This window comes from Micromonospora sp. ATCC 39149 (assembly GCF_000158815.1).
Classification (GTDB): domain Bacteria; phylum Actinomycetota; class Actinomycetes; order Mycobacteriales; family Micromonosporaceae; genus Micromonospora.
In genome coordinates this window covers 4,749,268-4,761,543 of sequence record NZ_GG657738.1, presented here as the reverse complement: position 1 = coordinate 4,761,543, position 12,276 = coordinate 4,749,268, and the positions used below count along the sequence as shown (strand labels likewise).

Genomic DNA, 12,276 nt, shown 5'->3' with positions numbered 1-12,276 from the left:
GCCACGGGTAACCTCACCGAGCCACAGGCTCAAGATCAAGCGCGTACCCGGCATGTCGCGCGGCTTTGCCCGCCCGAACCTGCCCGCCCTACCAGCAGCCACAACAGACAGACGGTGCGATTATGTCACCCGTCCGCCGAATAGCATCGACATCCGTAACTGCGTGAGAGACACAACTTTGACGTCGATCATGCCGATTAGCTGCCGAAACTTCACATCAGGCAACTGCGGCTGGAGTGCTAGCGGCTACGGTGAACCCGGAGGCCCAACGAGGTCAGGGTGCCCCCCCGGACGCGCTGCTGACGGCCCGGGCCACCGACGCCGCCCTGAACGGGCTGCTGCTCGGCCTCGGGGCGGTCGCCCTGCTGGTCGGCGGCCGCACAAGGTGGGTCGGTCACTGCGTGCCTCCTCCGTGCGGCCGCGGCCCGGCGGCTCCTCCACCGGGCGCTGACCACGCTGAAGGTCACGCCAGCCGACGTCGAGTTCTCGTTCTTGAATCCACTCGACGAGCTCAGCAGCGACAGTGCCGTCTTCGGCAAGGTCCGCATTGCCGAACTGAACTCGCGCCTCTCGCTCTGCTGGCTTCTCGGTCTTGAAGCCCCGTCAGCGCATCTGACGCCGCTTGCCGTCGCGCCCCTTCGGGAGGTCGATGGTGAACTCCCAGGACTTGCGCTTGCTGGCGTAGTTGATCACCATAGTGAACCCCGTGGCCACAAGTACCGTTCAGAGGTTCAAACGTAACTGATCTTTGTGACTACGGGCGTGACTCAAGATCATCGCCCGTAGTCAATACCACCAGGTCAATCCTGGTGGAGCCGAGGGGACTCGAACCCCTGACCCCCACACTGCCAGTGTGGTGCGCTACCAGCTGCGCCACGGCCCCTTGCTGTCGCCCCCGGTTGCCCGGGCACGGAGAGAACTATACACACGCCCGTCCGCATGGTCATCTCGCGGGGCCCCCTCCCCCGGGCGTCAGTTGAGCGCCACGTCGGGCGGGAAGTGGGCGACGGCCGCCATCATCCCGCCCTGCCGGCGCAGCACCATCGGCCACAGGTCGTCGGGGCGGTCGACGAACGCGTCACCGGGCAGCGCGTCCAGGACGAACCAGGACCCGTCCTCGATCTCCTGCTCCAGCTGGCCCGCGCCCCAGCCCGAGTATCCGGCGAACACCCGGATGCCGCCGATGCTCTCCCGCAGCCGCTCCGGGTCGGCGGATAGGTCGATCGTGCCCACCGCGCCGGAAACCTGGTGGAAGCCGCGCAGCCGCTTGACGGGGTTGCGCAGCCGGGCCAGGCAGATGGCCGAGTCAGGCTGGACGGGGCCGCCCTCGAAGAGCACCGCCGGGTCCCGCGCCAGGTCGCTCCATTCACCGAGGACGTCGGCCACCGGCACCTCCGTGGCCCGGTTGAGCACCACGCCGAGCGCGCCGCCCGGCTCGTGGGCCACGAGCAGCACCACGGTCCGGTCGAAGTTCGGGTCCTTGAGCGTCGGGGTCGCGACCAGCAGCCGTCCGGTCATCGAGTCCATCGCCCGCCCGCCGATCGCCTGGTCCTCTCCCTGCATGTCGGACATCCGTCAGCCGCACGCCGGGACGCGGTAAAGGTCACCCCGTACGGCCGTGCCGTCGGGGCGGACGGGACCGACGTCGTGGCCTGCGCGGGGGGCGGTTGGCCAGACCCGGTCGGCACGGGACGCCGGGCTCATCCGTGCTGTCAACGCCATGCCTGGCACCATAGCCTGCGCCCGGGGCGCTGGCTAAGGTCTGACCGGTGAGTGATCGAGTGGGATCGAAGGGAGCGACGATGGGTCCGACGGCGGACATCGCGGTCATCGGCGGTTCGGGGCTCTACGCCCTGCTGGAGGGCGCGACCGAGCACCGGGTGCAGACGCCCTACGGCGACCCTTCGGACCCGGTCACGGTCGCTGAGGTGGGCGGCCGGCGGGTGGCGTTCCTGCCCCGGCACGGACGCGACCACCGGCACCCGCCGCACCTGATTCCGTACCAGGCGAACCTGTGGGCGCTGCGGTCGCTCGGGGTACGCCAGGTCCTCGCCCCGTGCGCGGTAGGCGGGCTCCGCCCCGAGCTGGGGCCGGGCACGTTCGTCGTGCCGGACCAGTTGATCGACCGGACCAGCGGCCGGGTCCAGACCTACTACGACCGGGGCGCGGTGCACGTGGCCTTCGGCGACCCGTACTGCCCGGTGGGGCGCCGGACACTGCTGGACGCGGCGGCCGGTCGAGGCGTGTCGGCGGTCGATGGCGGGGCGATGGTGGTCGTGGAGGGGCCACGCTTCTCCACCCGCGCGGAGTCGCGCTGGTTCACCGCGATCGGCGGGGCGGTGGTCAACATGACCGGGCACCCGGAGGCGGTGCTGGCCCGCGAGCTGGCCCTCTGCTACACCCCGATCGCGCTGGTCACCGACCTCGACGCGGGGGTGGAGGCGGGCGAGTCGGTCACCCAGGAGGAGGTCTTCCGGGTCTTCGGCGAGAACACCGACCGGCTGCGCGAGGTGCTGCTGGACGCCGTCGCCGCCCTGCCGACCGGGCGGGACTGCCCGTGCGGGCGGGCGCTGGACGGGATCAAGCTGCCCTTCGCTCTCCCCTGACCGCAGCGGCGGGCGGGCGGCCAAAAGCCCGGCAAGTGAGAATTTTCCGGATAGATTCGGCAGGTCGGGGATCGGTCCGCGCGCGCCGGCTCCGCCGAGGAGCCAGCACCGCCGCGACACGGAGGCCCGCCGATGGCAACGGTCCGCGAGACGACGTACGACCTGCTGCGGGCGCTGGGCATGACCACGGTCTTCGGCAACCCCGGCTCGACTGAGGAGCCGTTCCTCCAGGACTTCCCCGACGACTTCCGGTACGTCCACGCCCTGCACGAGGCGTCCGCGGTCGCCATGGCCGACGGGTACGCCCAGGCCACCGGCCGCCCCGCCCACGTCAACCTGCACACCGCCCCGGGCACCGGCAACGGCATGGGCAACCTGGTCACCGCCTGGCACAACAAGACGCCGCTGATCGTCTCGGCCGGTCAGCAGACCCGGGAGATGCTGCTGCTGGAGCCCCGGCTGGCCAGCCGCCGCGCGGCCGAGCTGACCCAGCCGTACGTCAAGTGGAGCCACGAACCGGCCCGCGCGCAGGACATCCCGGCGGCGTTCATGCGGGCGTACGCCACGGCCACGCAGCCGCCGACCGGCCCGGTCTTCCTCTCCCTGCCGATGGACGACTGGGCCCAGCCGGCGGCCGGGGCGCCCGAGGTGCGCACCGTGGCCACCCGGTACGCCCCGGACCCGGCCCGGCTGCGGGAGTTCGCCGCCCGGATGGCCGCCAGCCGCTGCCCCGCGCTGGTGCTCGGCGGGGCGGTCGACCGGGCCGGGGCGTGGCCGGCGGCGGTGGCCCTGGCCAAGCGGCTGGCCGCACCGGTCTGGGCCGCGCCCGCACCGGAGCGGGCCCCGTTCCCCGAGGACCACCCGCACTTCCGCGGCGTGCTGCCGTACGCGATCGGGCCGTTGGCCGAGGCGCTGGCCGGCCACGACACGGTGCTGGTGGTCGGCGCGCCGGTGTTCCGCTACTACCCCCACGTGCCGGGCGACCACCTGCCCGCCGGAGCCCGCCTGCTGCACGTCACCGACGACCCGGACGAGACGGCCCGCGCCCCGGTCGGCGACAGCCTGCTCGCCGACCCGGGCCTGGCCCTGGCCGCCCTGGTCGAGCTGCTCCCGGCGACCGACCGACCGCCCCCGGCGCCCCGGGCCGCCCCCGGGCCGCCCGACCTCGGCCCGCCGCCGAGCCCGGACGCGCTGTTCGCCGCCCTGGCCCGGCACTGGCCGCCCGACGGGGTGCTGGTGCAGGAGTCACCGTCCAACCTGGCCGCGCTGCGCCGCCGGCTGCCGGTCACCCGTCCCGGGTCGTACTTCACGATGGCCAGCGGCGGCCTAGGGTTCGGGCTGCCCGCGGCGGTCGGGATCGCCCTGGCCGAGCGGGACACCGGGCGGGGCCGGCCGGTGGTCGCGGTGATCGGCGACGGCTCTTTCCACTACTCGGTGCAGGCGCTGTGGACGGCCGCGCGGCTGCGCCTGCCGCTGGTCGTCGTGGTCCCGGTCAACCAGCAGTACGCGATCCTCAAGGCGTTCGCCGACCTGAAGCAGACCCCCGGGGTGCCCGGCCTCGACCTGCCCGGCCTGGACGTCGTCGCGGTGGCCCGGGGGTACGGCTGCGCCGCCACGGTGATCGAGGAGCCGGGCCGGCTGGGCCACGCGCTGGACGCGGCGCTGGCGGCGGACCGGCCCACCGTCCTGCCGGTGCCGATCAGCACCGAGATCCCGAAGCTGCTCTGAGCCCTCTCCGGGCCCGGGGCCGCGCTCAGCCGCGCAGGATCAGCGGCGCGCCGGTGACCACGTCGAGCACCGGCCGGTTACCCAGCGGCGCCCTGAGGGTGGCGGTGACCGGCTCCAGCTTGAGCTGGTCGGTGCACATGCCGGTGGCCGGGGTGACCCCGCCGCCGACCAACCACCACGTCGTCGCGCTCCTGCACCAACGGGGTGATGCCGGTGTCGCAGGCCCCGACCCCGACCCGCCAGGTCAGCTTCGCCCCGTCGACGGCCCGGAGGTCCTGCGCGCCCACCACACCGTCGGGTGCCGGCCGGGTCGGCGCGACCCCCTCCGGGAGGGTGGCGGGAGTGCCGGGCGCGACGGCGAGCCGGGCCACCTTCGCCGTCAACTCCCCGACGGTGAACAGCCACGCCGGTACCCGCGCCTCACCCCGGCTGGTGCGCACCGGCGCGGTGCCGAGCGTCACGGCGGTGACGGTGAGCGGAACACAGGCGGACGACGGCCCGCTGCTGACCGAGTCGTTCGGGCCCGACCCGCCGCTGTGGCCGTACGGCCCCTCGCCGACGGTCGGGCCGTCGGGTCCCGGCTCGACGATCGGGCCGGAGCCGGACTTCGGCGGGACGCCGGGGCCCTTCGGCCGCCCCTCGCACGGCGGCGGGTCCCCCTGGTCGAGCTGCCGGTACGCCTCGGCGGCACTGACCAGCGGCACGGTGAGCGTCCCGTCGGGGAAGCGGATCGCCCCGGCGGCCGGCCTGGCGGTCGGCACGGCGATCTGCTCCCGGTACCAGCCGTTGCGGAAGGCCTGCTCGGTGTCGGCGCTGAAGCCGGGGTCGCCGAGCAGCACGGTGGGCTCCTGCAACGGCAGGTAGCCGCCGGTCCAGGCGGTGCCGGGTCGCCACGCCTCGGCGATCTCGACGGCCCGCTGGTGGAACGCCTCGAAGCGGTGGTCGGGGCTGCCGGCGGGCGTGCCGTCGGCGGTCGGCTCGGAACCGGCCGGCGCGCAACCAGCCGCGACGACCAACAGGGGCAGCCCCACGAGGGCGAGAACTCGACGCATACCCCTTCGACGCGGCCACGCGGGCCCCGGTTCCGCCCCGCCTTCCAGCCGCCTGGTCCCGGGTCGTCGTACACCGGCACCGCTGGCCCCAGTGTCCCACAGGTCACACCACCCCCGGAGACGACGATGCGCCCCGGTCCAGTGGACCGGGGCGCATCGTCAGCTGGTGGAGGTGCCGGGAATCGAACCCGGGTCCTTCGCCGGTTTGTCAGGGCTTCTCCGAGCGCAGCTCGCTGTGCCTCTACTCGGCCCCTCCGATCACGCGAGCGAGTCGGTGTGGCGGGCCCAGTCGCTGATTAATCTCGCCGCACGGACCCCGCGACCGGGTCCGCTTGGCCAGCCTCCTAGCTGATGCCGGCTAACTGGGTCGAAGGCACTCCCAGGCCGACAGACTTGCTACTCGCCTCAGGCGGCGAGAGCGAAGTCAGCGCGATTTTGCTTGGCGCTTATTGGTTTCCGACGAACGATTCTCGAGACGACGTCGGCTTCCTCGGCTCGCTTCCCCTGCCGCAACGTACGAAGTCGAAACCAGTCACCCCCTCGACGGGCCGCCGGTGTGGCGGCACCACCAAGCCTAACGCCTGCCGCAACGGGTTTCATCCCCGAGCCCCACCCCGGCGGGTCGTGACGGACAAAAGGGATGTATCACCCGCGCATGCCCTTGCCGCGCCGGCCGGACACCCGGGCTATCTCCCGTTCCGCGTCCCGCTTGGCGAGATCCTGGCGCTTGTCGTACGTCTTCTTGCCCTTGGCCAGGCCGATCTCCACCTTGGCCCAGCCGTCGGAGAAATAGACCTGCAACGGCACCAGGGTGAGCCCGCTCTCCCGGGTCTTGCCGATCAGGCGATCGATCTCCAGCCGCTTGAGCAGCAGCTTCCGGGTACGCCGGGGCTCGTGGTTGGTCCAGGTGCCCTGCTTGTACTCCGGGATGTTCATGCCGTGCAGGTAGATCTCGCCGCCGCGCTCCTGGGCGAACGCGTCGATCAGCGACGCCCGCCCCGCGCGCAGCGACTTCACCTCGGTGCCGGTCAGCGACATGCCCGCCTCGTACGTGTCGAGGATGGCGTAGTCGTGCCGCGCCTTCTTGTTGGAGGCGACCACCTTGCGCCCCTGTTCCCGTGGCATCGGCGCCACCTCCCCTCGCCCGGCCCCGGCCCCGGCTCTGCCGGGCCGGAAGCGGAGATCATGCTACCCGAACGACAAGGGCCTCCCGGCGCGGATTATTCCGCGCCGGGAGGCCCTTGCTGTCGCCGACAGACCCGGTGAGCGACTAGACGCGCAGGTAGAACCGGAGGGTGACCCAGCCGGTGACGGCGCTGACCAGCGCGCCGACGCCCGCCATGATCGGGAACATCAGGAAGATGTCGCTCCAGGTCACTGGGGAGAACAGGCCCTGCAACGCGCTCAGGGAGCCGTCGAACAGGAAGAACTTCAGGGCGATCAGCGCCCCCAGGCCGAGGAACGAGCCGATCAGGCCGGCGACCACAGCCTCCAGGACGAACGGTGCCTGGATGAACCAGTTGGACGCGCCGACCAGCTTCATGACCGCCACCTCGCGCCGCTTGCTGTACGCGGCCACCTGGATGGTGTTGGCGACCAGCAGCAGGGCGGCGATGGCCATCGCGATCGCCCCGGCCAGGGCGATGTTCTGGCCGGCGGTGAAGAGGTCGAAGATCTTGTCCAGCAGTTGACTCTGGTCGACGATCTCGTCGACGCCCGCCGTGTCCTTGTACTGGTCGTAGATGCTCTTGTACTGCTCCGGGTTGACCAGGGTGAGCCGGAACGACTCGGGCAACTGGTCCGGCTTCACGGCGCTGACCAGGTCCGGCGCGTCCTGGTACATCTCCTGGAAGCGCTTGTACGCCTCGTCCTTGTTGACGTAGAGGACCTCCTTCACCAGGGGGTCACTCTTGAGCTTGGCCTCCAGATCGGTGCGCTCCTGCTCGGTGACCTCCCCCTTCAAGAAGATCGAGACCTGGATGTTCTTGTAGTAGAGGTCCTTCATGTCGTCGACCTTGCTGTACACAAGGCCGCTGACACCGAGCATGGTCAACGACACGGCCAACGTGATGATCATCGCGATGGTCATGGTGACGTTGCGCCACAGTCCGACCAGTACCTCGGACAGGACGTATTTCACGCGCATCGGGAATTCCTCCGGGTCTCCGGCGTGAGGTGTTCGTCGTCAGGCTGCACAGGGGTGGAGCGCCGGCTCACCCGTAGACGCCGCGGGCCTGGTCACGCACGATACGGCCGCTCTCGATCTCGACGACCCGGCGGCGCATCTGGTTCACGATGTTCGAGTCGTGCGTGACCATCACGACGGTCGTTCCGGTGCGGTTGATCCGGTCCAGCAGCCGCATGATCTCGATCGAGGTGTCCGGGTCCAGGTTTCCGGTCGGCTCGTCCGCGAGCAGGATCAGCGGGCGGTTCACGAACGCCCGCGCCACGGCGACCCGCTGCTGCTCACCGCCGGAGAGCTCGTGGGGGTAGCGGTGCTCCTTGCCACCGAGCCCGACCAACTCCAGCACCTCGGGCACGACCCGGCGGGCGACCGCCTTGGTCTTGCCGATCACCTCAAGGGCGAACGCCACGTTCTCGTACGCGGTGCGGTTCGGCAGCAGCCGGAAGTCCTGGAAGACGCAGCCGATGGAACGCCGGAAGTGGGGGCGCTTCCACGACCGCATCGAGGTCACGTCCTTGCTGTTCACGACGACGCGCCCCTTGTTCGGGGTCACCTCGTGCAGCAGCAGTTTGATGATGGTGGACTTGCCGGAGCCGGATGGGCCGATGAAGAAGACGAACTCGCCCTTCTCGATCGAGACGGACACGTTGTCGAGCGAAGGCCGGGACGCCTTCGGGTACGTCTTCGTCACTTGCTCAAGCTGAATCACGGGTGGTGAGTCTACGCGGTGTAACCGAGGAGCCAAGCCCCACGCCCCGTTGATGCGGGGCGCGTCATCGAAACGCCCGGTTAGCGGGAGATCGACGACGCGCTCCGCCCACAGATGATCACGCAGCGTCGCCGGCGAGCTGGCGCTGCTTGCGCCACCGGATACCGGCCTCGATGAAGCTGTCCAGTTCTCCGTCGAAGACCGCGCTCGGATTGCCCGTCTCCTGCTCGGTTCGGAGATCCTTCACCATCTGATACGGGTGCAGCACGTACGAGCGCATCTGGTCGCCCCACGAGCCGGCGGCGTCGGTCTTCAGCCCGTTCAGCTTGGCCTGCTCCTCCTGCCGTTTGCGCTCCAGCAGCCGCGCCTGGAGCACCCGCAGCGCGGACGCCTTGTTCTGTAGCTGGGACTTCTCGTTCTGACAGGTCACCACGATGCCGGTCGGAATGTGGGTGAGCCGCACGGCCGAGTCGGTGGTGTTGACGCTCTGCCCGCCCGGGCCGGAGGACCGGTAGACGTCGACCCGCACCTCGTTCTCGGGGATGTCGATGTGATCGGTCTGCTCGGTGACCGGCAGGACCTCGACGCCGGCGAAGCTGGTCTGCCGGCGACCCTGGTTGTCGAACGGGCTGATCCGCACGAGGCGGTGGGTGCCGGACTCCACGCTGAGGGTGCCGTACGCGTAGGGCACCTTGACCGCGAAGGTCGCGGACTTCAGGCCCGCCTCCTCGGCGTACGAGGTCTCGTAGACCTCGGTCGGGTAGCCGTGCCGCTCGGCCCAGCGCAGGTACATCCGCAGCAGCATCTCGGCGAAGTCGGCCGCGTCCACGCCGCCCGCGCCGGCCCGGATCGCCACCAGCGCCTCCCGCGAGTCGTACTCGCCGGAGAGCAGAGTGCGGACCTCCATGTCCTGGATGCTCTTGGTGAGCGCCCCGATTTCGGTCTCCACCTCGGCGAGCACGCCAGGGTCGTCCTCGGCCTCGGCCAGCTCCAGCAGCACCCGGGCGTCGTCGAGCCGGGAGCGCAGGCTGCCCAGCTTGTCGATCTCGCCGTTGACGTACGACAGCTGGGAGGTCACCTGCTGCGCCTTGGCCTGGTCGTCCCACAGGTCCGGCGCGGAGGCCTGCTCCTCGAGCCGGGCCTTGTCCTCGTGCAGCCGATCGAGGTCGAGCACGGCCTCGATGTTGCGCAGGATGGCGTCGAGTTCCTTGAGCTGTTCGGCGTAATCGGCAGCGGTCACGACTGACAAGCGTACTGCGGGGGAGCCGAGTGGGCTTGCCAGCCCCGCGGTCACGAGCCGAAACTGTCACCGGCGAGGGCAGGGAGCGGCCGTTCGGGCCCTTCCCGTGCGGCCCGGTGGCGGGGTGGCGGGCCGCACGGGAAGATCAGCCGACCGGGGCGCTCTTCAACCAGGACAGGGCAGCCTTGTGGTAGGCGACGGCGAACTCCAGCGCGCTGGCGTCGAAGTTGTCGCCCTCTTTCTTGGCGTTCTTCACCTGTTCCCGCACCCGGGCGAGGGCCTCGGTGTGATATTCGTTGGCAGATGCCTGCAGGTTGCGTAGCTGGTTGGCCGAGTGCAGGCTGCCGAAGGCGATCCGTAGGGCGACCGGATTGCGAATGGTGTCGCGCCCCGGGTCCTCGGCCAGCCACCGGGAGAACGTCCGCTTGCCGGCCGCGGTGATCGCGTACGGCTGGCTGGAGCGCGGGCCGGGCTTGCCCAGCCGCACCAGACCGCGTTCGGCCAGCACCGGGAGCTCCCGGTAGACCTGGCTGCGGGTCATCGACCAGTACGGGGCGAGCTTGCGCTCGGCGGCGGCCATCAGCTGACCGCCTGTCATGGGACCCTCGTGGAGCAGCCCGAGCAGGGCCGCCGCCGTGGGGTTCACTCCGGAATCCGCCATGCCCATTACGCTGCCACTTTACCGACCCGCCGTCCAGGATTTGCCATTTTCGCCACCCGGATGGCTTCCAATGTGCACTGTCGGCGGACGACAGTCCGTTAAGGGCTGGTGACCGACCGCGCAGCTAGCCGCGCCGGGCGCGTCCGCTCACGCTCGCGCGGCACTCCGTCCGCTCTGCGGGCGCGCGCTCCCGGCAGACGCCCGGGCGTGCCCGGGGCAGACGCCCGGGCGCAAGGAAGGGCCCCCTGCTATACCGAAAGCGATAACAGGGGGCCCTTCCTTGCACTCAGCCCATGTGGGGGTAGGTGTGGTCCGTCGGGGGGACGAAGGTCTCCTTGATCGTCCGGGGGGACATCCAGCGAACCAGGTTGTGCCAGGAACCGGCCTTGTCGTTGGTGCCGCTGGCGCGGGCGCCGCCGAAGGGCTGCTGCCCGACCACCGCGCCGGTCGGCTTGTCGTTGATGTAGAAGTTGCCGGCCGCGTAGCGCATCCGTTCGGCCACCGCGTCGACCACCCGGCGGTCGGTGGCGAAGATCGAACCGGTCAGCGCGTACGGGGCGACCGACTCGGCCTGGGCCACCACGTCGTCGAAGCGGGCGTCGTCGAAGACGTGCACGCCGAGGATCGGCCCGAAGTACTCGGTGGTGAACGTCTCGTGCGTGGCGTCGGTGCACTCGAACAGGGTCGGCCGGACGAACCACCCGACCGAGTCGTCGGCGGTGCCGCCGGCCAGCACGGTGCAGGAGGGGTCGCCGGAGATCAGCTCCAGCGCGGCGGTGTGCCGGTCGAACGCCTTCGCGTCGATCACCGCCCCGCCGAAGTTGGTGAAGTCGGTGACGTCGCCGTAGGTCAGCGAGTCGGCGGTGGCGGCCAGCCGGTCACGCAGCCCGCCGGACCACAACGACCGGGGCACGTACGCCCGGGACGCCGCCGAGCACTTCTGACCCTGATACTCGTACGCCCCCCGGATCAGGGCGGTGTGCAGCGCGTCGACGTCGGCGCTGGCGTGCGCGACGACGAAGTCCTTGCCGCCGGTCTCGCCGACCAGCCGGGGGTAGCCCCGGTAGCGGTGGATGTTCTCGCCGACGGTCCGCCACAGGTGCTGGAAGACCTTGGTGGAGCCGGTGAAGTGGATGCCGGCCAGGTCCGGGTCGGCGAGCACCACGTCGGAGACCTCCTCGCCCCGCCCGGTGACCATGTTGATCACGCCGGGCGGCAGGCCGGCCGCCTCGAACAGCCGCATGGTGAAGTGCGCGGCGAACTGCTGGGTGGGGCCCGGCTTCCAGACCACCGTGTTGCCGAGCAGGGCCGGCGCGGAGGGGAGGTTGCCGGCGATCGCGGTGAAGTTGAACGGGGTGACCGCGTAGACGAAGCCCTCCAGGGGGCGGTGGTCGAACCGGTTCCACACCCCGGGGGAGGAGAGCGGCTGCTCCTCCAGCAGGCCCCGGGCGAAGTGCACGTTGAACCGGAGGAAGTCGATCAGCTCGCACGCCGAGTCGATCTCGGCCTGGACGGCGGTCTTCGACTGGCCGAGCATGGTGGCCGCGTTGAGGGTGTCCCGCCAGGGGCCGGCGAGCAGCTCGGCGGCGCGCAGGAAGATCGCCGCACGCTCGGCGAACGGCAGCGACCGCCACATCGGGGCGGCCTCCTTCGCGGCCCGCACGGCGGCGCGGGCGTCGTCGTGGGTGGCGTGGCCGGTGACGCCGAGCACGTGGGCGTGCCGGTGCGGCTGGACGACGTCGATCGGGTCGCCGCCGGCCATCCGCTGCTCGCCGGCGATGGTCATCGGCAGGTCGATCCGCTCGGCGGCCAGCTCGGCCAGCCTCCGCTGGAGCCGCTCCCGGTCGACGCTGCCCGGCTCGTAGGTGCGGACCGGCTCGTTACGCGGCTCGGGTACGAAGAACACGGCGTCCATCAGCGCTCCTGGCGACAGCGGTGGCGAAACCGGACCCGCGGGCGGCCGGCCGGGTGACCGGACGCCGGGGCACCGCGCGGTGTACCGGTCGCGGCGGCGGGACCTGCGCCGATTCTCCCACGAGGCGTTTCTGGACTCGTCGTGCTCCGCCCCGCCCGCGCCCGCCCCCACGCCGGTCTC

General features: G+C 71.0%; 9 protein-coding genes, 1 tRNA gene, 1 other RNA gene and 1 pseudogene. 2 read left to right on the top strand and 10 right to left on the bottom strand.

Features of this window, described 5'->3' with window-relative positions:
• Positions 1 to 807 precede the first annotated feature (807 nt).
• Both MCAG_RS20720 and MCAG_RS20715 read right to left on the bottom strand, forming a co-directional pair.
• Positions 808 to 883: transfer RNA gene (locus MCAG_RS20720), tRNA-Ala, on the bottom strand.
• A gap of 89 nt (positions 884 to 972) precedes the next feature.
• The gene (locus tag MCAG_RS20715) at positions 973 to 1,563 is read right to left on the bottom strand and encodes a YqgE/AlgH family protein (RefSeq protein ID WP_007074939.1); all 591 of its coding nucleotides are present in this window, start codon (positions 1,561 to 1,563) and stop codon (positions 973 to 975) included.
• 239 nt (positions 1,564 to 1,802) lie between these two features.
• Between MCAG_RS20715 and MCAG_RS20710 the strand changes: the two genes are divergently transcribed.
• Complete coding sequence (locus tag MCAG_RS20710) at positions 1,803 to 2,606, top strand: S-methyl-5'-thioadenosine phosphorylase (protein ID WP_036374491.1); 804 nt, start codon at positions 1,803 to 1,805, stop codon at positions 2,604 to 2,606.
• Positions 2,607 to 2,738: 132 nt separating this feature from the next.
• On the top strand, positions 2,739 to 4,334 hold the full coding sequence (gene mdlC / locus MCAG_RS20705; RefSeq protein ID WP_007074937.1) for a benzoylformate decarboxylase: 1,596 nt from the start codon (positions 2,739 to 2,741) through the stop codon (positions 4,332 to 4,334).
• A 25-nt stretch (positions 4,335 to 4,359) separates the two neighbouring features.
• Here the strand turns inward: mdlC and MCAG_RS20700 are convergent.
• From MCAG_RS20700 to pruA, 8 genes and pseudogenes are all read right to left on the bottom strand, one after another.
• Positions 4,360 to 5,386 (bottom strand): annotated as a pseudogene (locus MCAG_RS20700) (hypothetical protein).
• A 164-nt stretch (positions 5,387 to 5,550) separates the two neighbouring features.
• Positions 5,551 to 5,926: a transfer-messenger RNA gene (gene ssrA / locus MCAG_RS31180) on the bottom strand.
• Positions 5,927 to 6,031: 105 nt separating this feature from the next.
• Entirely contained in the window at positions 6,032 to 6,511 is a 480-nt protein-coding gene (gene smpB, locus MCAG_RS20695; protein WP_007074935.1) for an SsrA-binding protein SmpB, read from the bottom strand.
• Positions 6,512 to 6,656: 145 nt separating this feature from the next.
• Positions 6,657 to 7,532, bottom strand: coding sequence for a permease-like cell division protein FtsX (ftsX, locus tag MCAG_RS20690; protein WP_007074934.1), 876 nt, complete (start codon positions 7,530 to 7,532; stop codon positions 6,657 to 6,659).
• Positions 7,533 to 7,599: 67 nt separating this feature from the next.
• Positions 7,600 to 8,280 (bottom strand): cell division ATP-binding protein FtsE, encoded by a 681-nt coding sequence (gene ftsE / locus MCAG_RS20685; RefSeq protein ID WP_007074933.1) that lies wholly within the window; start codon positions 8,278 to 8,280, stop codon positions 7,600 to 7,602.
• A 118-nt stretch (positions 8,281 to 8,398) separates the two neighbouring features.
• Positions 8,399 to 9,520, bottom strand: a complete 1,122-nt coding sequence (prfB, locus tag MCAG_RS20680; RefSeq protein ID WP_007074932.1) for a peptide chain release factor 2 — start codon at positions 9,518 to 9,520, stop codon at positions 8,399 to 8,401.
• Positions 9,521 to 9,665: 145 nt separating this feature from the next.
• On the bottom strand, positions 9,666 to 10,181 hold the full coding sequence (locus MCAG_RS20675; protein ID WP_036377691.1) for a PadR family transcriptional regulator: 516 nt from the start codon (positions 10,179 to 10,181) through the stop codon (positions 9,666 to 9,668).
• 286 nt (positions 10,182 to 10,467) lie between these two features.
• The gene (gene pruA, locus MCAG_RS20670; protein ID WP_007074930.1) at positions 10,468 to 12,096 is read right to left on the bottom strand and encodes an L-glutamate gamma-semialdehyde dehydrogenase; all 1,629 of its coding nucleotides are present in this window, start codon (positions 12,094 to 12,096) and stop codon (positions 10,468 to 10,470) included.
• Positions 12,097 to 12,276 lie beyond the last annotated feature (180 nt).

What these genes read in the sequence shown, in the direction of transcription:
- mdlC (WP_007074937.1), top strand. Translation starts at nt 2,739, where the DNA reads ATGGCAACGGTCCGCGAGACGACGTACGACCTGCTGCGGGCGCTGGGC.
- MCAG_RS20715 (WP_007074939.1), bottom strand. Translation starts at nt 1,563, where the DNA reads ATGCAGGGAGAGGACCAGGCGATCGGCGGGCGGGCGATGGACTCGATG.
- smpB (WP_007074935.1), bottom strand. Translation starts at nt 6,511, where the DNA reads ATGCCACGGGAACAGGGGCGCAAGGTGGTCGCCTCCAACAAGAAGGCG.
- MCAG_RS20675 (WP_036377691.1), bottom strand. Translation starts at nt 10,181, where the DNA reads ATGGCGGATTCCGGAGTGAACCCCACGGCGGCGGCCCTGCTCGGGCTG.
- MCAG_RS20710 (WP_036374491.1), top strand. Translation starts at nt 1,803, where the DNA reads ATGGGTCCGACGGCGGACATCGCGGTCATCGGCGGTTCGGGGCTCTAC.
- ftsX (WP_007074934.1), bottom strand. Translation starts at nt 7,532, where the DNA reads ATGCGCGTGAAATACGTCCTGTCCGAGGTACTGGTCGGACTGTGGCGC.
- pruA (WP_007074930.1), bottom strand. Translation starts at nt 12,096, where the DNA reads ATGGACGCCGTGTTCTTCGTACCCGAGCCGCGTAACGAGCCGGTCCGC.